This window comes from Roseburia sp., assembly GCF_041325975.1.
Lineage (GTDB): Bacteria > Bacillota > Clostridia > Lachnospirales > Lachnospiraceae > Roseburia > Roseburia rectibacter.
The window spans coordinates 1,402,992-1,422,357 of the sequence record NZ_JBGLEJ010000005.1 but is presented as its reverse complement, the minus strand read 5'-3'; the positions used below and the strand labels follow the sequence as shown (position 1 = coordinate 1,422,357).

Here is a 19,366-nt window from a genome sequence, read left to right as displayed (position 1 = left end):
TGAAAGACACCAGGATCACACAGAAAAGGGACGGACAGCCGGATTCTTGGCAGAGGGAAAACAATATGGCGAAAACAACTCAAAAAAAGAAGACATCAAATCTCACAAAATATAACAGAGCCGGATATTTCTTTGTCGCTCCGTTTGTGATCGTATTTTTGATTTTCAGTGTTTATCCGGTACTTCGGACCTTACTTTTAAGTTTTACGAATTGTAAATTAGCCGGAACACCTTACAAATTTACAGGTATAGAAAACTATGCCCGTGTATTTACAGACAAATTTTTCTGGAGAGCACTCTGGAACACGGTAAGAATCTGGGGCGTTAACATTGTATTACAGCTCGGACTTGCATTTTTACTGACCATTGTGTTCAGTGATATCAAATATAAATTTAAAGGACTCCCGGTATTTCGAGCACTCTATTATCTGCCGAACTTAATTGCGGCAACTTCTGTAGCATTCTTATTCAAAACATTATTAGACTGGCGTTATGGATCATTCAACCAGATTTTAAATTCGATCTATCAGTTTTTCGGTGTGAATAAGACACCGGTTGACTGGCTCGGTTCCCCGGCAACAGCAGGAAACACGATTGCAATCATCAGTGCATGGATGTGGTTTGGTAACTCGTTCATCATGTTGATGGCAGGTGTACAGGGAATCAACAAAGATTACTTTGAAGCGGCAGCTATTGACGGCGCCGGAAGATGGACAACTTTTGGAAAAATTACATTACCACTGTTAAAACCGATTCTGTTATATGTGGCAATCACATCCCTGATCGGAGGTTTACAGATGTTTGACCTGCCGTTCCTTATGGCAGAAAAGGCTTCCGCATCTTACAATTCCGTAGAAACGGTTGTAATGTATTTGTATAAATTCGGATTTGCAACAGGCACGACACAGACAGGATATGCATCCGCAATCGCATATGCATTATTCCTTATCATACTTATTGTTTCTGTTTTACAGCTTAAATTAGTGAATAAGGAGGATTAGTCATGACAACAGGTGATAAGATTAAAAAGACAATTATATACATACTGTTGACTCTGCTTGCAGCAGCGTGTATGTTTCCGTTTCTCCTTATGATGGTAAACGCAACCAGAGATGGTGTGGAGATCACACGTTCCTTTACCCTGATTCCAAGTACACATATTAAGGAAAACTGGGAGACAGTATTTAGTTTCTTCAATCTGTTTAAAGGTATGTGGAACAGTTTAAAGGTAGCAGTACCGGCAACACTTTTAACTGCTTATTTTTCAGCAATGACAGCATACGGACTTGCAATGTACAAGTTCCGTGGAAATAAACTGATTTTTACAGCAATCCTTGTATTTATGATGATCCCGGGACAGTTAAGCCTGATCGGTTTTTACAACTTATGTACAAAATTAAAACTGGTCAATTCCTACATCCCGCTGATCATACCGGCGATAGCGGCGCCGGGAACCGTATTCTTCTTAAGACAGTATATTTTATCGGTTATGTCTCCATCCTTAGTGGAGGCAGCAAGGATCGACGGGGCAAGCGAACTTTATTCGTTCCACAGGATCGCACTTCCGATCATGTCTCCGGGTATTGCAACAATGTCTATCATGGCATTTATCGGAAACTGGAATAACTATCTGCTTCCGATGATCATATTAAACAAAAATGAGAAGTTTACACTTCCGGTTATGATGGCAACCTTAAAAGCATCGACCGATATCCAGAGAAATCAGGGAGCGATTTATTTAGCAGTAGCAATCTCAGTCATCCCGATCCTGAGCGTATTCTGCTTCTGCTCAAAATACATCATCAGCAGTATTTCTGCTGGAAGCGTAAAAGAATAAAGGCAATAAGTTCTTATTTGAATTTTATACTTTTCCTCAGGAGAGAGGCACTTTTCGGAAACGGAAAGGGTCTCTTTTGGCATCAACAGAGATTTGCCCGGAGGCATAAAATATGGTAAAATTAAAAGAAAAACCGTGGCGGTATCGGATAGAAAAGTTACGGAAATCCATAGCGTAGAACTGACAGGAGAAGTTATTGTATGGGAAGAAAACATGGAAAACAAAAAAGGGTAATGTCTGCCTGTATGGTACTGGGGATGCTTGCCGGTCTGTGTGCCTGCGCAGGGGAAGGGCAGACAGCCGGAACAGATATAGGGAAGACGACAGAGATAAAGGAAGCTGAGGAGCTGCCGGCATGGCAGCAGTATGCAAAAGAAGATCCGGTTACTTTGGACTGGTATATTAATTTTTCATGGTTTGCAACACCATGGGGGGAAAATCTCGTATCCAAAACAATCACGGAAGAAACCGGTGTGGATATCAATTTTATTACGCCGATCGGAACGGAGACAGAGAAACTGAATGCTCTGATCGCAGCAGATTCGCTGCCGGATCTGATCACTCTTGGCTGGTGGGAACCGCAGGTTACGGAGATGATCTCAAAAGACATGGTATATGCATTAAATGAACTTGCAGATGAATATGATCCGTATTTCTGGAAAGTGACAGATGAAACGGCAGTGAACTGGTTTACCATGGATGATGGGAATATTTATGAGTATCCGAATTCTTCGATCACGCCAAAAGATGTTGCGGAAAATGAAAATATCCGCAGCAATCAGGAGTTCCTTGTACGCAAAGATATCTATGAGGCGATCGGAAACCCGGATATGACAACACCGGAAGGTTTTTATGATGCAGTAAAGAAAGCAGCAGAAATGTTTCCGGAGATAGATGGGGAACCGTTGATCCCGGTTGGTGCACATGTATTTGATGACAAGGGAAATGTTTCTTTTGATAAGTATCTGATGAACTCACTGGCTGTTCCATGGGAGAAAAACGGGCAGTATTATGACAGATATACGGATCCGGAATATATCAGATGGCTGAAAGTATTTCGGCAGTTAGGGGAGGAAGGTTATCTTGCAAATGATATTTTTGTGGACAGCCGGACCCAGATGGAGGAAAAACTGGCACAGGGCAGATATTTTTGCATGATGTATCAGTACTCGGACATGCTTTCCCAGCAGAATATTTTATATGAAAATGATCCGGACAGTATTTATATAGCAGTAGAGGGACCGAAAAATGCGGCTGGTGACGATCCTTTGCGTCCTACCACAACAGTCAATGGGTGGACGGTGACGCTGATCTCGAAAAACTGCAGAAACCCGGAGCGTGCGATCGCATTTATGGATTATCTTATGAGTGAACACGGTCAGAAGGTAACATTCCTTGGCGTGGAAGGGGAGACTTATGAGATGCAGGATGGGAAACCGGTGTTGAAGGACAATGTAAAAAAACTATTGGATTCGGATCGGGAAACGTATGACAGATTATATGGAGCAGATGACGCCTACTGGATGCTTCAGGATAATGTCATGCAGCTTCAGTGGGAACAGGAACCATCGCCTGCCACAGCACAGCTTTTAGACTGGGCAAAAAAATATATTGTTTATAATGGCCAGTATGATGTGGTATTTCCGGCAGGGTCAAAAGATGCGGAAACAGACGACCGTATTACAAAATTGTGGAGTGAGACACTCCCGGCACTTTTGCTTGTGGGTTCCGATGAGGAATTTGATAAGATTTTAGAATCTTTTAGACAAAAGCGCGATGAAATGGGATTTGCTGATCTGATGGAAAAGAAAACAGCGCATATACAGGAGTCAAAGAAAAAATTAGGAATCGAATAAACAGAATGGAGTTTTTAAATGAATTGGATGAGACAGTTTGGCAGCCTGAAACTGAATATCAAATTTACGTTGGTGATCATCCTGTTTATGGTAATACCGATCGGTGTTTTAGCAAGTGTATTATTTTATAATATGGAACAGAACGTGATCGATGAAAATGTAAATTATATGCAGTATACCATGGAGCGCAATAAGGATGCACTTTCCACCAAGATGGATTCCATTAATATGTCAACGCAGTTGTTTTTAAGTGACAGTGCATTGCTTGATATTTTGAAAAATACGCAGGAGGGGAAAAAATATTCTGCAGAGGAATGGTACGCGTTAAAAAGCGGCGATATTACATCTTTAGAGCGGCTTGTAAACAATAACCCGCTGCTATATGGTGTCCGTGTTTATGCCACAAATGACAATATACAGGAAGTGATGCCGGTCTTATATAATTCCTCGCGTATGAAAAAACAGGTGTGGGCGAAAGCAGATGATCCGTCCGGCTGGCATTTTAATTATACGGATAATCTGTTCAGCTCCTATACGATGGATCAGAATCGAAAGATTGTGTCACTTGTAACACAGATTGATGACAGAAATTATGAAACCATTGGTACGATCGAGGCTGCGATGACGATGGAAAATATGTTTCCAAGTCTGTACGAAGTGATCGAAAATGAATGGAGCTGCTTTGCGGATGCAGATGGCAGTTATTATTTTGGAGATGAAACGCAGGAAAAACCGGAGCTGTTAGAAGATGTGATGCACATTGTGGACAAGGATGATAACATACAGACTTCCTATGTAAAAATAAAAGGGAAAAATCTGGTGGTTTCCTCATTTTATGTCAGGGAACTTGACGGAATGTTAGTCTGCGTCAGGGATATTACGAAAAATGTCCATGGTGTTTACTATCAGAGAAATATGTTTGTATTTATTATGGTGGTTTTCCTTATTGTTTTAGCATTCTTTATCAATGCGATCGTAAAGCACATGTTAAAGAAACTCTATGAGATATTAAGGGGGATCAGACGTGTGCAGGGTGGTGATCTTGATGTGGTGATCGAAGATTGCGGAAATGATGAGATGGGCGAACTCGGAACACAGATCAATAAGATGCTTTCAAGGATCAAAGAGCTGATGGAAGACAACTTAAGCCGCGAGATGCTTGCAAAAAATTCAGAGATCCGTGCATTGCAGAATCAGATCAACGCACATTTTATTTATAATGTGTTAGAGTCCATCAAAATGATGGCGGAAATTGATGAGGAATATGAGATCTCAGATGCGGTGACTGCGCTTGGAAAGCTGCTTCGCTACAGTATGAAATGGGTATCCGGCAATGTCTTAGTGGAACAGGAATTAGATTACATCAAAAATTATATGGCACTTATCAATCTGCGGTTTGACTATGAGATATTCCTTTCTTTGAATATTCCTGATATTATATTAAAACAGGAGATACCGAAAATGTCCTTACAGCCAATCGTGGAAAATGCGATCTGCCATGGGATAGAACAGATGGCTGAGGATACCAATATCTATGTGAAAGGAATCGTGGAAGAAAACGATTGTGTGATCGAGATCACAGATGCCGGACGGGGTATGACGGAGGAAGAGGTGGAACGCCTCAAATTAAAGATTGCAGGAAAAATCGATTCGGGCGGAGGCGCCGGAAATGGCATCGGACTTAAGAATGTGCAGGATCGTATCCACATTGCATTTGGGGAAAAGTATGGCATTGAGGTGGCATCAAAGATCGGATGCTATACGAAAGTGATCGTGCGGATACCGATGACTCATATGGAGAAAGAAAAACAACTGGAAATGGAGAATGGGCGATGAAAACAGTTTTGGTTGTAGAAGATGAAAAATTAATACGGCAGGGAATTAAAACCATGATCAGACGGAGCGGGGTTCCGGTGGAGATGATCATTGAATGTAACAATGGAGAAGCAGCACTTGAGGTAATAAAAGAACAGCAGATCGATGTAATGTTTACGGATATCCGTATGCCGAAGATGGATGGAATCGAGCTGGTCCGGAAAATGCAGACCTGCGAACACGTGCCGCTCACAGTGGCGATCAGTGGTTATGACGATTTTTCCTATGCAGTTGATATGATGCGAAATGGTGTCCGGGAATATCTTTTAAAACCGGTTGAACGTGATAAAATTACAGAAATCCTAAAAAAGTTAAATGAGGAGATTGAGAGTGCAAGGGAACAGGAAAAGACAAAACAGAAATTTGGCTATCAGCAGATCAAACATCTGATGCTGTTTCCTGGAACAACAGAAGAAGAAATTGCCATGATAGAATCCCAGTATGCAGATCAGTTTGTATGGGAGTTAGGCGGAGAAAATTATGTAGTCTGCTGCCAGAATCACAAAGAGGACAGAATGATTCCGGAAGAGAAGTATACGTTTTTGAGTGATATCGAAGGCAATGATATTTTTATTATCGAAGAGGGAAAAACAGACATATTATTAAGAAATGAATTTAGTCAGGGATATGTGGGAATAAGCAGTCCACATCAGGGAATCAGGGAACTTAGGACTGCATATTTAGAGTCTGTGCAGATGCGGAAAAAGGCTTTTTGCCGCAATCTTGCATGGGTCAGATCTGGTGAAGAGACAGAACATATCCCGGAAAAACTGATGGAGGAAGCAAAAAAGCTGACCGGAGAAGAGGCACGGATGCAGCGTGTACAGGTGCTTGGAACTGAGCGGAAGGAAGAAACACAAAAAATCTGGAAACAGTTTTTCTTTGAAGTGGAGAAAGGACGCATCAGTGAGGATACCTATGAGGAATGTATGAAGGATTTTTTCACAGAAGAAAAAAAGATATACCGCAGCATTCTTGAAAGTGGGGAAAAGATCTGGGAGGAGATGGAAAATATCTTTGCAGATGACTGCATCGGGATATATGAGGAGAAAATGCTGCATTATCTGGGTGAAGTACAGGAGAGTATTATCGGGCAGTTTGATGCAAACAAGAACAGTCACAAGATGCAGCAGGCGGTTGCGTACATAGCAAAAAATTATGCAAGTGACTTAAATATGGCAGTTGTATCGAATTACTTATCCATGAATTATTCGCTGTTTTCCTATTCATTTAAACAGTACACAGGAAGCAATTTTGTCAATTATCTGAAAGATATCCGCATGAAAGAGGCAAAACGCCTGTTGGGGGGAACGGATATGCGGATCGTGGATATCAGCAGGGCAGTCGGATATGAGAATGAAAAGCATTTTATGAAGACTTTTAAAAATTCCTGCGGTGTATCTCCAAGTGAGTACCGGAAAAACATGAATTGCGAATAAAAGGAATGATAATTTTTGATTCCAGGTAAACAAAAAATACTTGCACGACCTATCACACAATGCTATACTGTATGACAGTTAGATAACGTTAACTTGTATTTTGAAGGCAAAGTGAGGAGTATGACATGTTTAAAATTAATGACAATTATCAGAAACTTCCGGGAAGTTATTTATTTTCTACCATTGCAAAGAAAGTAAGCGCATATTCTGCAGCAAATCCGGACAAACAGATCATCCGTCTTGGTATCGGTGATGTGACACAGCCGATCGCGCCGGCTATTATCGATGCAATGCACAAAGCAGTTGATGAGATGGGACATGCAGAAACATTCCACGGTTATGCACCGGATCTTGGATATGACTTTTTAAGAAATGCCATTGTGGCAAATGATTACAAAGCAAGAGGATGCGATATCTCTGCTGACGAAGTTTTTGTATCTGACGGAGCAAAGAGTGATTCCGGAAATATCCAGGAAATTTTTGCACAGGATAATAAGATCGCTGTCTGTGATCCTGTATATCCGGTTTATGTAGATTCTAATGTTATGGCTGGAAGAACCGGTACATATGATGCAGATACACAGATGTGGAGTGATGTGATCTATATGCCTTGTACCAGTGACAATAATTTTGTACCGGAGCTTCCGAAAGAGACACCGGATGTTATTTATCTGTGTCTGCCGAATAACCCTACCGGAACAACGATCACGAAATCACAGTTACAGGAATGGGTAGATTATGCAAACAAAGTCGGTGCAGTGATCATCTACGATGCAGCTTATGAGGCATATATCAGTGAGGATGATGTGGCACATTCCATCTATGAGTGTGAGGGAGCAAAGACCTGTGCCATCGAGCTTCGCAGTTTTTCTAAAAATGCAGGATTTACCGGAGTACGTCTTGGATTTACGGTTGTTCCAAAAGAATTAAAATGTGGAGATGTCTCCTTAAACGCAATGTGGGCAAGACGCCATGGAACAAAGTTCAACGGCGCTCCATATATCGTACAGCGTGCCGGCGAGGCAGTATATTCCGATGCCGGAAAAGCGCAGTTAAAAGAACAGGTTGGCTATTACATGAAGAATGCAAAAGCGATCAAGGAAGGACTTACCAAAGCCGGTTACACCGTATTTGGAGGTGTAAATGCACCATATATCTGGTTAAAGACGCCGGATCAGATGTCTTCCTGGGATTTCTTTGATTATCTGCTTGAAAATGCCAATGTGGTTGGTACACCGGGATCCGGATTCGGACCGAGCGGTGAGGGATATTTCAGACTGACAGCATTTGGAACTTATGAGAATACACTTGCAGCTATGGAGAGAATACAGAAATTATAAGATTTAATAAGACTGCCGGGTGAACCTCGTGTAGATTACGATCATGAATAAAACGGACAGAACCGGTTTGGGGTTTCTGTCTGTTTTAGCATATTGACAGCAGAGGTATGAGAAAATTTGTAACTAAAAGGGGGTTTTTGCGGAAAATGGATCGGTCAGTTTTCAGGATCAAAAGAACAAAGACCCTGCATCAGGAGTGGAAATATAAAAAGACTGCTGAATTAGAGCAGCAGAGGCAGGATTTTTTAGAAGAAAAGAGAAAATTAGAAGAAGAACGACGCAGGTTTGAACGTGAGAAAAAAGAGTTTTCTGCACGTGCCCAGCTTGAAAAAGACAGCATGAAGCGGGAAAAACAGCTGTTTGAAACAAAGTGGAAAATATTAGAGGAGGAACTTTCACAGCTTGCGGATGAAAAGATCCAGATGAAGAAACAGCGCGATTTTTATAAGTATGTCAGAGAACAGGAGGCACGTGATATGCTGACTGTGGGTACAGAAAATGTGGTTCGCGGGGAATTGTTTTTTATCGGTGTGGAAAGTAAGACGGCTCTGAAGAAAAGATATAAACAACTGTTAAAAATTTATCATCCGGATAATCTCTGCGGGGATACGGAGACACTTCAGGAAATAAATCATGAGTATGACAGACTGTTAAAGCAGTATGAGCAGAAGAAAGAGTAAGTTTAAAGAGTCAGTTGAAAAAATCGTATAATAAAATATGGCAGTTGTGAATGTCAAAAATGAGAACTGGAATTGAAACAAACAAAATAGTATGATAGTATAACGAGGTAAAGTGCTACAAAACGAAAGCGGGAGCGAAAGAATAAAAAATCAGGATTTGCATTTACAAAGACCTGATATGCGTAATGGGGCGCAGGAAAGGAGTTTTATGTATATTACATGTTTGGATGTTGAGGGAGTATTAGTACCGGAGATCTGGATCGCATTTGCAGAGGCAAGCGGTATCCCGGAGTTAAAGAAAACAACCCGCGATGAGCCGGATTATGATAAACTGATGAAATGGAGACTTGGTGTTTTAAAAGAGCACGGACTTGGATTAAAAGAGATTCAGGATGTGATCGAAACGATCGATCCGCTGCCGGGTGCAAAGGAGTTTTTAGATGAACTCCGTTCTTTTACACAGGTGATCCTGATTAGTGATACATTTACACAGTTTGCATCACCTCTGATGAAAAAATTAGGCTGGCCGACATTATTTTGTAATTCCCTGGAAGTTGCAGAAAACGGCGAGATCACAGGATTTAAGATGCGTGTGGAACAGTCAAAATTAACAACGGTAAAGGCATTGCAGTCAATCGGATTTGATACGATCGCAAGTGGGGATTCCTACAACGATCTTGGAATGATCCAGGCGAGCAAGGCAGGATTTTTATTCCGCTCCACCGACAAGATCAAGGCAGATTATCCGGATATTCCGGCATATGAGACATATGAGGAACTGCTTGGCGCGATCAAAAAAGCGATGGCGGACTAGCGGAGAGATCAAAAAAGCGTCGGAATGGAGGAACAGTATGAAAAGAATAATTCATGTGGAACCGGTCGCACCACAGTATTCTGTAATCACAAACATCACATTTGCACAGACAGATGCGTGGTTCGGACATACCACGCAGGATCTTCGGATGGATTTGATTTATCCGGAAGATACGGCGCACGATTATCCCTGTATTGTCTGGATCTGTGGCGGTGCATGGCAGAGCATTGACAAGTCTGCCCATCTGGTATATCTGAGTAAACTTGCGAGAGCAGGTTTTGTAGTGGCATCCGTACAGTACCGGACCAGCAATGAAGCAAAATTTCCGGCACAGCTCTGTGATGTAAAAGCGGCGATCCGCTATCTGCGTGCGCACGCTGCAAGGTATCACATCGACGAAGCACATATTGGTGTGATGGGAGAATCAGCGGGGGGATATTTAACCTGTATGGCGGCATTATGCGATGATCCGGCATATGAGGTGGGAGAATATCTTTCTTATTCCAGCAAAGTGCAGGCAGCGTGCCCATGGTATCCTCCGACAGACTTCAGAGGTTTTCTATACGAAAACAGGGAACAGTGTGCAGTATCCCCAGAGTCATTGCTGATGGGAAAAAATGTGATGCGCAATCCCAAGGAGGCGCTTGCATGCTGCCCGGTCAGCTTTGTGACCAAAGATGCTCCGCCATTTTTTATTATCCATGGAAAATGTGATAAGACGGTACCATTTACACAGGGAGTGGAACTACATGATGAGCTTGAAAAAGAGGGCTGTGATGTCACACTCTTAGAGATTGAGAATGCGGATCATGCGGATATCCGTTTCTTTCAGGAAGAAATCTGGCAGGAGATCATAACATTTTTTAAAACAAAATTATAGACAGAAAAATAGCAGTAAATTCTTCAAAAATAAAAAATGGAGAAGTTTACTGCTTTTTTTTACATTTCATTATCTGGCATAGCAGAGCCGGCTTTCAAATAATTTAAGCCGGATAAACAAGGTGTGCATCATCAATGTTATACAGTGTATTTTCTAAATAACGGTTAGCAAGATAATTTGCCATGCCAAGATTCATATCCAGGTAGTTACCGCAGTCTTTTGGAGAGGCACCCGGTACTTCGTCATGAAAATCGCGGATAAACTCAAACATTTCTGTGATCAGTCCAACAATATCTCTTGAGGTATAATTGCCTGCAAGCAGCAGATAAAATCCGGTGCGGCATCCCATTGGTCCGAAATAAATCGTTTTATCCTTATAAAGAGGATGATTTCTTAAAAAGGTAGCACCGAGATGTTCGATCGTGTGTACTTCTGCAGTGTTCATGACAGGCTCATCATTCGGGGAAGTCATGCGCAGGTCAAATGTGGTAATAACTTCAGAACCTACGTTGTCTTTTCTTGAAACATAGATACCCGGCTCTAATTTGATATGATCAATCGTAAAACTTGCTATTTTTTCCATAAGATTCCTCCATATCTATTGCATTTTAACCTTGGGACAATGTATTATTATTCGTAACAATAGCTTTGCCCGCAGAGTGTGTAATCTACTGTATAACGATAAAACAGATATCACAGTTCGTCAAGAAAAATGATTGAAAAAGGAGAAATAAATAAGATGGATAATTATGATTTTACGAAACAGCCGTCACTTCTGATACAGGGAGCCATGGATACAGAAACGGCATATCTGATAGAACATTTAGAGGAGCATGCGTGTATAACGATTGGAAACTGGAAGTTCCATACGGGATTTCTTGGCACGAAAAGAGAGCCTGTCATCATTTCAAAGACATTCCAGGGGATTGTCAATGCAGCAGCAGCGACGAGCCTTGCGCTCGCATATTTTAAACCGTGGGCAGTGATCAACCAGGGAATCGGAGGAGGTCATGATAAAAAGTTCCACAGAGGGGATATTGTGCTTGGAGAAAAAATTGTGCCTATGGGAGCAGTCGCATATGCATTTTCAAAAGAGGGAGAGGGAATCGATGCAAAAGGTTTTTCGCCGCTTCCAGTGGAAATCTTTTGCAGGGAAACAGGGAAAACCAAAAAGGTAACAGAGTATCCGTGTGACATACGGCTGCTTCAGGTGGCAGAGCAGGTAGAGACAAAATATCATACCGGCCGCGGCGTGATCGGTTCCGGGGATGAATGGAACAGCCAGATTGACAGGATCGCACTTCTAAGAGAGCGATATCATACAGTAGTCGAAGATATGGAATCTGCCGCAACGGCACAGCTTTGCCTTTCCTATGGTGTTCCTTTCCTTGGCGTAAGGATCCTGTCTAATTCTATTGTAAATGCGGAGAAATTTGATGAAGCAGTCGGAATTGACGGACAGAAATTTATATTATCATTGGTGGAGCAGATGAGAGAATATATGTAGATATATTGTAAAAATACAGCAGTACTATCTTTTGATAAAAAAATGTGTTATACTGCCTATTTGGAAAAATGAATATTTATACACAAAATTGAGGAGAAAACAATGAAGAGAACAGGGAAACGTTTCATTGCAGCTTTGCTGTTATTCTGTACAGTACTGATCGGTGCAGCAGGATACGAAGTGCTGGCTGCTGATGAGACACAAAGTACGGAAAACACATCAGGTACTGTAAATTCAGCAGATGATCTGCCGGGAAAGAGAATCGGTGTGCAGCTTGGAACAACAGGCGATATTTATGTCAGTGACTATGAGAGTGATGGCTCAGGTACCGTTGTGGAACGTTATAATAAGGGCGCAGATGCGATCCAGGCATTAAAACAGGGGAAGATTGACTGTGTTGTTATTGATGAACAGCCTGCACTGAAATTTGTAGAGCAGAATACAGGAATCCGCATTTTAGATGAAGAATTTACCCTTGAAGAGTATGCATTTGTTATTGCAAAGGATAATACGGAGCTTTTAGACAAGGTCAACAGTGCATTAGAAAAACTGGAAACAGACGGTACGATCGCAGATATTCAGAAAAATTATATTGGCACAGAGGACGAGATTGGAAAATTTCCGTATGAAGTCAAAGATATCAGCCGTGAAAATGGAACACTGACAGTTGGAACCAATGCAGAGTTTCCGCCATATGAGAGCTATGAAGAAGGACAGATCGTGGGAATCGATATGGATATCATGCGCGCTGTCAGTGATGAACTTGGCATGGAATTAAAGATCGAGGATATGGCATTTGATTCGATCATTCCGGCAATCTCAACAGGCAAAGTTGATATCGGAGCTGCCGGCTTTACCGTGACAGAAGAGCGGAAAAAGAATGTTAATTTTACGGATACTTATACGACATCAAAACAGGTTATCATTGTAAAAGATGATACGGTTTCGGCAGAAAAAGCAGGACTGAGTGAGAAATTTTATGATAACTTCGTAAAGGACAGCCGCTATGTGTATTTGTTAAAAGGTCTTGGAAATACACTGCTTATCACGGTACTTGCATTATTGGTCGGAGTTGTATTTGGTTTCCTGATCGCGATCGTGCGTACCAATCATGACAGAAACGGTGGACTGACAATTTTAAACGCATTGTGTAAACTTTATCTTACTATTGTGCGTGGAACACCTGTAATGATCCAGTTACTGATTATCTATTATGTTATTTTCCAGAGTATTGATACCGGAAAAGTTGTTGTGGCAGTCATTGCATTCGGTTTAAACTCTGCGGCATACGTTGCTGAGATCGTCCGTTCCGGAATCATGGCAGTAGATATCGGACAGTTTGAAGCAGGACGAAGCCTTGGACTTAATTACAAGCAGACAATGATGTCGATCATTCTGCCGCAGGCGGTAAAAAATATACTTCCGGCACTGTGTAATGAGTTTATCAGTCTCTTAAAAGAGACATCTATCAGTGGTTATATCGGACTTATGGATCTGACGAAAGGCGGAGATATCATACGAAGTGTAACTTATGAGGCATTTATGCCGCTGATCGCAGTTGCCCTGATCTACCTTATTATGGTAATGGGACTTAGCAAAGTGGTAAATCTGTTAGAAAGGAAGTTAAGAAGCAATGAGCGATAATACAGTGATTCTTGAAGTAAATGATCTGCACAAATCCTATGGAGATCACGAAGTATTAAAAGGTATCTCTACAACTATAAAAAAAGGAGATGTACTGGCATTGATCGGCCCGTCTGGCTGTGGAAAATCAACATTCCTTCGTTCCTTAAATTTACTTGAAGTTCCAACCAGCGGACACGTACTGTTTGAGGGCACAGACATGACAGATACATCTGTGGATATCAATCATGTCCGTGAAAAAATCGGAATGGTTTTTCAACAGTTTAATCTGTTCCCGAATATGACCATCCGTGAAAACATCATGTTAGCACCGGTCAAACTGGGAAAAATGTCAAAAGAGGAAGCTGCGAAAAAGGCAGAGGAACTGTTGACACGTATCGGACTTGCTGATAAGGCAGATGCCTATCCAACGCAGCTTTCCGGTGGACAGAAACAGCGTATTGCGATCGTGCGTTCCCTTGCCATGAACCCGGATATCATCTTATTTGATGAGCCGACATCTGCACTCGATCCGGAAATGGTCGGTGAGGTACTCAGTGTTATGAAAGAACTTGCAGCAGATGGAATGACTATGGTAGTCGTTACACATGAGATGGGATTTGCGCGCGAAGTTGCAAACCGCGTTATGTTCATTAATGATGGCATCATTCAGGAGGAGAACACGCCACAGGAGATCTTCTCAAATCCGAAGAGTCCACGACTGCGGGAATTTTTATCAAAAGTATTGTAAGTAGTATAGACCGGCTGGGGTATTCCAGCCGGTTGTTTTATTTTTACAGGGTATTAGCGGAGTCTGCATTCTATGATCTGAGCGATATCGTCATTTGATTTTGCAGCCTGAGCCTGCTTTATTACATCTTCTTTTTCTGTGTCCGTCATACCGGAAAAACATTTCATTGCATTTACATCCTGTCCTAACATCATTCCAAATCCTGGTGGGATATCATCTTTTTCAAAGTGCATTGCAAATTTCCTCCTTTTTTTTGCCAACAACCAACAGTATCCCCACCTCCAAAAGAAAAAATACGTTTATTTTGCCAAATTTCCGAATATGTGTTATCATACCAAATAGCTATGTGTAAATGTAAACGGAAGAGCGATACAGAAATGGAGAATTTGTATGAAGTGGAATAAATATACAATAGAGACAACGACTGCAGCGGAAGATTACATGAGTGCCATGTTAGCGGATCTTGGAATCGAGGGAGTCGAAATCGAGGACAATATCCCTCTCTCTAAGGAAGATCAGGCGGACATGTTCATTGATTTCCTGCCGGAACTTCCACCGGATGATGGCGTGAGCCATGTCAGCTTTTATTTAGAGGATAATGGAAGCGATTATACGGAATTATTAAAACAGGTAAAGATCGCACTCGAAGATCTCCGTAAGACCGTGGATGTTGGAAGTGGTGTCATTACTTCCGACCAGACAGAGGATCTTGACTGGATCAATAACTGGAAAAAGTTTTTCAGCTCATTTTATATTGAGGATATTTTAATAAAACCAACCTGGGAAGAATTAAAAGAAGAGGATAAAGACAAATTTTTGATCGAGATCGATCCTGGTGTTTCCTTTGGAACCGGAAAGCATGAGACAACGCAGCTTTGTATCCGTCAGCTATTAAAATATATCCGTGGCAATGCAGAGTATACACCGGAAAATAAAGCACCGAAAGTGCTGGATGTTGGCTGCGGAAGTGGAATCCTTTCCATCGTGGCATTAAAACTTGGTGCATCTGAAGTGGTTGGAACGGACCTTGATCCGGATTGTATGACATCAACGCATGAGAATTTTGAGGTCAATCATTTAGATGGCAGACTTGGAACATTTTATGTAGGTAACCTGATCGATGATGAACAACTGCAGGAAAAAGTAGGAACAGAAGAATATGATATTGTGGTTGCAAATATCCTTGCAGATGTTATCATTCCGATGGCTCCGGTCATTCCGGCACGCCTCAAAAAAGGTGGATATTTCATCACTTCCGGTATTATTGATTTTAAGGAAGAACAGGTAAAAGAAGCGATCGAGAAAGCTGGTCTTACGGTGGTTGAGATCAATCATCAGGGTGAATGGGTCAATATCACTGCGCAGAAGAGATAAGCAGAAAGGCATTAGAAAAATGTATCAGTTTTTTGTGGAGAGCGGACAGATCGGGAAAGATTCTGTGATGGTCGAGGGCAGTGATGTCAATCATATCAAAAATGTACTGCGCATGAAGCCGGGAGAAAAGATCCGCATCAGCGGACCGGCAGGGGAAAATTATTTCTGTGAAATTGCAGAAATCGAGGATTCCTTTGTACGTGCGGCAATCTTAGAAAAAGATGAGGCGGGGACAGAGCTGCCGAACCGGATCTATCTGTTTCAGGGACTGCCGAAAAATGACAAGATGGAACTGATCATTCAAAAGGCAGTAGAACTTGGTGTGTATGAGATTATTCCGGTTGCAATGAAAAATTGTGTGGTAAAACTGGATGCCAAAAAAGCTGCGGCAAAGACGGTCCGCTGGCAGGGAATTGCAGAAAGTGCAGCGAAACAGTCAAAGCGCAGCCTGATCCCAAAAGTTACAGAGCCGATGAGCTATAAAGAAGCAGTAGCATATGCAATGAAACTAGACCAAAAGCTGGTTCCTTATGAAAATGAGCGTGGTATGGCAGCGACGAAAGAGGCGGTAGAGGCGGTCAGACCGGGAGAGTCCATCGGTATTTTTATCGGACCGGAGGGCGGCTTTGCACCGGAAGAGATCGCGATGGTAAAAGATGAGATGAAGCTGATCTCACTTGGCAGCCGCATTTTACGCACTGAGACGGCAGGATTTGCCACATTAGCGATTTTGATGTATCATATCGAAACGTCGTGCACTGAAAAATCAAATTAGCCGGACTGTGATTTGGCGGGCGGATGAATTTGTTTCAAAATTGATGGGCGCGGACATACACAGAATGAAAACAGTGCGATGAGATGGCGCAGAAATGAAGATTAAAATGCAATATATATAAAGTTTTGTGCACACAGATGAAAATGTGCGGAACAGGAGTAACAAAAATGCAGGCATATCTGGATAATTCAGCAACAACACGCTGCAGTGAACGTGCGAAAGATCTGATGGTAAAAGTTTTGGTGGAGGATTATGGCAATCCTTCTTCCCTTCATACGATGGGAGTTGTTGCAGAACGTTATATTAAAGAGGCAAAAGAACGGATCGCAAAAACACTGAAGGCAGATGAAAAAGAGATCCTTTTTACATCAGGAGGTACAGAGTCAAATAATATGGCTCTGATCGGAACAGCACTTGCAAATAAACGTGCGGGAAATCACATTATCACGACATCGATCGAGCATGCGTCAGTACTTTCACCCCTTGCATATCTGGAGGAACAGGGTTTTCGTGTGACCTATTTACCGGTAGATGAAAACGGTCAGATTTCACTGGATGAACTTCGTGATGCGGTCTGTGAGGATACGATCCTTGTTTCCATGATGATGGTCAATAACGAAATTGGTGCCGTTGAGCCGATCGCAGAGGCAGCAAAGATTATAAAAGAAAAAAATCCAAATACGATCATTCATGTAGATGCGATCCAGGCATACGGAAAATACCGTATCTGCCCGAAAAAACTTGGAATTGACCTGCTCTCTGTCAGCGGTCACAAGATTCATGCTCCAAAGGGAACCGGATTTTTATTTATCAAAGACAAGACAAAGATCAAGCCGATCATTTACGGCGGCGGTCAGCAGAAAGGCATGCGTTCCGGTACGGAAAATGTTCCGGGAGTGGCTGCGCTTGGCGAGGCAGCAATGGAGATCTATGAGGATTTTGATACAAAAATTGCCCATATGTATACGCTCAAAAAGCATTTTATCGAGGAAGTAACCAAAATTGAAGGTGTTACCATCAATGGAAAGACGGGAGAGGATTCCGCACCGCAGATCGTCAGCGTCACGATCCAGGGAGTAAGAAGTGAAGTTATGCTGCACTCTCTTGAGGAAAAAGAGATTTACGTCTCCGCGGGAAGTGCCTGTTCGTCAAATAAACCGGCACCGAGTAAGACATTGCAGGGAATCGGACTTAACAAAGCAGATTTAGAGGGAACAATCCGTTTCAGCTTCTGTGTCAATACGACAGAAGAAGAAATTGATTACGCAGTAGAACAGTTAAAAGAGATCATTCCGTTCCGCAGAAAATTTACCAGACACTGACCGCTCAGAAAAGACAAAAAGAAAGGGCGGAAATACAACTAATAAAGTAATTAAGAAACGATTGAAAAAAAGATAGAAAGGAAAAAATATGTACAAAGCATTTTTGATAAAATATGCAGAGATCGCTATCAAAGGAAAAAACCGTTATCTGTTTGAGGATGCGTTAGTCAGCCAGATGAACCATGCCTTAAAAAAAGTAGATGGAACTTTCCGCATCCGCAAGGAGCAGGGAAGAATCTACATTGAAATGGATGGCGAATATGATTATGATGAGGCAGTAGAAGCATTAAAATGTGTATTCGGTATCGTTGGAATCTGTCCGGTTGTCATCTTAGAGGATGAGGGATTTGACAAATTAGCAGAAGAAGTCATCCATCACATTGATGAGGCTTATCCGGACAAGCATTTTACATTTAAGGTAAATGCGAGAAGAGCGCGCAAAAACTATCCGCTTGAGTCCATGGAGATCAATGCACAGCTTGGAGAACGTATTTTAGCTGCATTCCCGGAGACTCACGTGGATGTGCATAAACCGGAAGTTGTGATCAATGTGGAGATCCGTAACCAGATCAACGTTTATTCCACGGTCATTCCGGGACCGGGCGGTATGCCGGTTGGCACAAACGGAAAAGCAATGCTGCTTCTCTCCGGTGGTATCGACAGTCCGGTTGCAGGTTATATGATCGCAAAACGTGGTGTAACGATCGATGCAACTTATTTCCATGCACCGCCTTATACATCGGAGCGTGCAAAACAAAAAGTTGTGGATCTTGCAAAGATCGTTGCAAAATATTCCGGACCGATCAACTTACATGTTGTTAATTTTACGGATATCCAGCTCTATATTTATGAGCAGTGTCCGCATGAGGAATTAACAATCATCATGCGCCGTTATATGATGAAATTAGCAGAGCATTTTGCCAAAGAAAATAAATGTTTAGGGCTGATCACGGGAGAAAGCATCGGACAGGTGGCAAGTCAGACTATGCAGTCGCTTGCAGCTACAAATGAGGTCTGCACGATGCCGGTTTATCGTCCGCTTATCGGTTTTGACAAGCAGGAGATCGTTGAGATCTCTGAGAAGATCGATGCATATGAGACATCCATTCTTCCGTTTGAGGACTGCTGTACCATTTTCGTTGCAAAACATCCGGTCACAAAGCCGAGCTTAAATGTTATTCATAATGATGAGAAGAAACTTTCAGAAAAGATTGATGAGCTGATGCAGAAAGCGATTGATACAGTCGAAGTGATTCACATTGAAGCATAGAAGTGTCATTTAAAACAAGAGGT

At 42.0% G+C, this 19,366-nt stretch carries 18 protein-coding genes; 16 read left to right on the top strand and 2 right to left on the bottom strand.

The window, feature by feature from the left end:
- The first annotated feature begins 65 nt into the window (after positions 1 to 65).
- The 9 genes from ACDD58_RS17780 (at position 66) to ACDD58_RS17740 (ending at position 10,721) form a co-directional block, all read left to right on the top strand.
- Positions 66 to 1,001 (top strand): carbohydrate ABC transporter permease, encoded by a 936-nt coding sequence (locus tag ACDD58_RS17780; RefSeq protein ID WP_117921280.1) that lies wholly within the window; start codon positions 66 to 68, stop codon positions 999 to 1,001.
- A 2-nt stretch (positions 1,002 to 1,003) separates the two neighbouring features.
- On the top strand, positions 1,004 to 1,837 hold the full coding sequence (locus ACDD58_RS17775) for a carbohydrate ABC transporter permease (RefSeq protein WP_370778551.1): 834 nt from the start codon (positions 1,004 to 1,006) through the stop codon (positions 1,835 to 1,837).
- Between the two features lie 200 nt (positions 1,838 to 2,037).
- On the top strand, positions 2,038 to 3,693 hold the full coding sequence (locus ACDD58_RS17770) for an extracellular solute-binding protein (protein WP_370778550.1): 1,656 nt from the start codon (positions 2,038 to 2,040) through the stop codon (positions 3,691 to 3,693).
- An 18-nt stretch (positions 3,694 to 3,711) separates the two neighbouring features.
- Positions 3,712 to 5,529 carry a sensor histidine kinase gene (locus tag ACDD58_RS17765; RefSeq protein ID WP_370778549.1) on the top strand — a complete coding sequence of 606 codons (1,818 nt, stop codon included), beginning with the start codon at positions 3,712 to 3,714 and terminating at the stop codon, positions 5,527 to 5,529.
- A complete protein-coding gene (locus ACDD58_RS17760) occupies positions 5,526 to 7,007 on the top strand; it encodes a response regulator (RefSeq protein ID WP_370778548.1) in 1,482 nt (493 codons plus the stop codon). The genes ACDD58_RS17765 and ACDD58_RS17760 overlap by 4 nt, the downstream gene beginning before the upstream one ends.
- A 125-nt stretch (positions 7,008 to 7,132) precedes the next feature.
- On the top strand, positions 7,133 to 8,347 hold the full coding sequence (locus ACDD58_RS17755; RefSeq protein WP_117921247.1) for an LL-diaminopimelate aminotransferase: 1,215 nt from the start codon (positions 7,133 to 7,135) through the stop codon (positions 8,345 to 8,347).
- A 146-nt stretch (positions 8,348 to 8,493) separates the two neighbouring features.
- Positions 8,494 to 9,027 (top strand): molecular chaperone DnaJ, encoded by a 534-nt coding sequence (locus ACDD58_RS17750; protein ID WP_370778547.1) that lies wholly within the window; start codon positions 8,494 to 8,496, stop codon positions 9,025 to 9,027.
- A gap of 208 nt (positions 9,028 to 9,235) precedes the next feature.
- Positions 9,236 to 9,841: a bifunctional phosphoserine phosphatase/homoserine phosphotransferase ThrH gene (gene thrH, locus ACDD58_RS17745; protein WP_118210307.1), complete on the top strand. Its 606-nt coding sequence runs from the start codon at positions 9,236 to 9,238 to the stop codon at positions 9,839 to 9,841.
- A gap of 37 nt (positions 9,842 to 9,878) precedes the next feature.
- A complete protein-coding gene (locus ACDD58_RS17740) occupies positions 9,879 to 10,721 on the top strand; it encodes an alpha/beta hydrolase fold domain-containing protein (protein WP_370778546.1) in 843 nt (280 codons plus the stop codon).
- 103 nt (positions 10,722 to 10,824) lie between these two features.
- Here ACDD58_RS17740 and ACDD58_RS17735 read toward each other — a convergent pair whose 3' ends face one another.
- The gene (locus ACDD58_RS17735; protein ID WP_117921243.1) at positions 10,825 to 11,304 is read right to left on the bottom strand and encodes an S-ribosylhomocysteine lyase; all 480 of its coding nucleotides are present in this window, start codon (positions 11,302 to 11,304) and stop codon (positions 10,825 to 10,827) included.
- A 156-nt stretch (positions 11,305 to 11,460) separates the two neighbouring features.
- On the opposite strand from ACDD58_RS17735, the gene ACDD58_RS17730 reads away from it, so the two are divergent.
- The 3 genes from ACDD58_RS17730 (at position 11,461) to ACDD58_RS17720 (ending at position 14,602) form a co-directional block, all read left to right on the top strand.
- Positions 11,461 to 12,228, top strand: coding sequence for a 5'-methylthioadenosine/S-adenosylhomocysteine nucleosidase (locus ACDD58_RS17730; protein ID WP_370778545.1), 768 nt, complete (start codon positions 11,461 to 11,463; stop codon positions 12,226 to 12,228).
- A 102-nt stretch (positions 12,229 to 12,330) separates the two neighbouring features.
- The gene (locus ACDD58_RS17725) at positions 12,331 to 13,872 is read left to right on the top strand and encodes an ABC transporter substrate-binding protein/permease (protein ID WP_118210309.1); all 1,542 of its coding nucleotides are present in this window, start codon (positions 12,331 to 12,333) and stop codon (positions 13,870 to 13,872) included.
- Positions 13,862 to 14,602 (top strand): amino acid ABC transporter ATP-binding protein, encoded by a 741-nt coding sequence (locus ACDD58_RS17720; protein ID WP_370778544.1) that lies wholly within the window; start codon positions 13,862 to 13,864, stop codon positions 14,600 to 14,602. The genes ACDD58_RS17725 and ACDD58_RS17720 overlap by 11 nt, the downstream gene beginning before the upstream one ends.
- 53 nt (positions 14,603 to 14,655) lie before the next feature.
- Here the strand turns inward: ACDD58_RS17720 and ACDD58_RS17715 are convergent, their stop codons facing one another.
- Positions 14,656 to 14,835, bottom strand: a complete 180-nt coding sequence (locus tag ACDD58_RS17715) for a hypothetical protein (RefSeq protein ID WP_186899385.1) — start codon at positions 14,833 to 14,835, stop codon at positions 14,656 to 14,658.
- A 157-nt stretch (positions 14,836 to 14,992) separates the two neighbouring features.
- Between ACDD58_RS17715 and prmA the strand changes: the two genes are divergently transcribed.
- The 4 genes from prmA (at position 14,993) to thiI (ending at position 19,343) form a co-directional block, all read left to right on the top strand.
- A complete protein-coding gene (gene prmA, locus ACDD58_RS17710; RefSeq protein WP_117921238.1) occupies positions 14,993 to 15,976 on the top strand; it encodes a 50S ribosomal protein L11 methyltransferase in 984 nt (327 codons plus the stop codon).
- Between the two features lie 19 nt (positions 15,977 to 15,995).
- Positions 15,996 to 16,751: a 16S rRNA (uracil(1498)-N(3))-methyltransferase gene (locus tag ACDD58_RS17705; RefSeq protein WP_118210312.1), complete on the top strand. Its 756-nt coding sequence runs from the start codon at positions 15,996 to 15,998 to the stop codon at positions 16,749 to 16,751.
- Between the two features lie 167 nt (positions 16,752 to 16,918).
- A complete protein-coding gene (locus tag ACDD58_RS17700; protein ID WP_370778543.1) occupies positions 16,919 to 18,073 on the top strand; it encodes a cysteine desulfurase family protein in 1,155 nt (384 codons plus the stop codon).
- Between the two features lie 88 nt (positions 18,074 to 18,161).
- Complete coding sequence (gene thiI, locus ACDD58_RS17695; protein ID WP_117921235.1) at positions 18,162 to 19,343, top strand: tRNA uracil 4-sulfurtransferase ThiI; 1,182 nt, start codon at positions 18,162 to 18,164, stop codon at positions 19,341 to 19,343.
- Positions 19,344 to 19,366 lie beyond the last annotated feature (23 nt).

Coding starts and splice junctions, on each gene's coding strand:
- ACDD58_RS17775 (WP_370778551.1), top strand. CDS start 1,004: ATGACAACAGGTGATAAGATTAAAAAGACAATTATATACATACTGTTG.
- ACDD58_RS17735 (WP_117921243.1), bottom strand. CDS start 11,304: ATGGAAAAAATAGCAAGTTTTACGATTGATCATATCAAATTAGAGCCG.
- ACDD58_RS17705 (WP_118210312.1), top strand. CDS start 15,996: ATGTATCAGTTTTTTGTGGAGAGCGGACAGATCGGGAAAGATTCTGTG.
- ACDD58_RS17715 (WP_186899385.1), bottom strand. CDS start 14,835: ATGCACTTTGAAAAAGATGATATCCCACCAGGATTTGGAATGATGTTA.
- thiI (WP_117921235.1), top strand. CDS start 18,162: ATGTACAAAGCATTTTTGATAAAATATGCAGAGATCGCTATCAAAGGA.
- ACDD58_RS17780 (WP_117921280.1), top strand. CDS start 66: ATGGCGAAAACAACTCAAAAAAAGAAGACATCAAATCTCACAAAATAT.
- thrH (WP_118210307.1), top strand. CDS start 9,236: ATGTATATTACATGTTTGGATGTTGAGGGAGTATTAGTACCGGAGATC.
- ACDD58_RS17730 (WP_370778545.1), top strand. CDS start 11,461: ATGGATAATTATGATTTTACGAAACAGCCGTCACTTCTGATACAGGGA.
- ACDD58_RS17760 (WP_370778548.1), top strand. CDS start 5,526: ATGAAAACAGTTTTGGTTGTAGAAGATGAAAAATTAATACGGCAGGGA.
- ACDD58_RS17750 (WP_370778547.1), top strand. CDS start 8,494: ATGGATCGGTCAGTTTTCAGGATCAAAAGAACAAAGACCCTGCATCAG.
- ACDD58_RS17700 (WP_370778543.1), top strand. CDS start 16,919: ATGCAGGCATATCTGGATAATTCAGCAACAACACGCTGCAGTGAACGT.
- ACDD58_RS17725 (WP_118210309.1), top strand. CDS start 12,331: ATGAAGAGAACAGGGAAACGTTTCATTGCAGCTTTGCTGTTATTCTGT.
- prmA (WP_117921238.1), top strand. CDS start 14,993: ATGAAGTGGAATAAATATACAATAGAGACAACGACTGCAGCGGAAGAT.
- ACDD58_RS17755 (WP_117921247.1), top strand. CDS start 7,133: ATGTTTAAAATTAATGACAATTATCAGAAACTTCCGGGAAGTTATTTA.
- ACDD58_RS17765 (WP_370778549.1), top strand. CDS start 3,712: ATGAATTGGATGAGACAGTTTGGCAGCCTGAAACTGAATATCAAATTT.
- ACDD58_RS17770 (WP_370778550.1), top strand. CDS start 2,038: ATGGGAAGAAAACATGGAAAACAAAAAAGGGTAATGTCTGCCTGTATG.
- ACDD58_RS17740 (WP_370778546.1), top strand. CDS start 9,879: ATGAAAAGAATAATTCATGTGGAACCGGTCGCACCACAGTATTCTGTA.
- ACDD58_RS17720 (WP_370778544.1), top strand. CDS start 13,862: ATGAGCGATAATACAGTGATTCTTGAAGTAAATGATCTGCACAAATCC.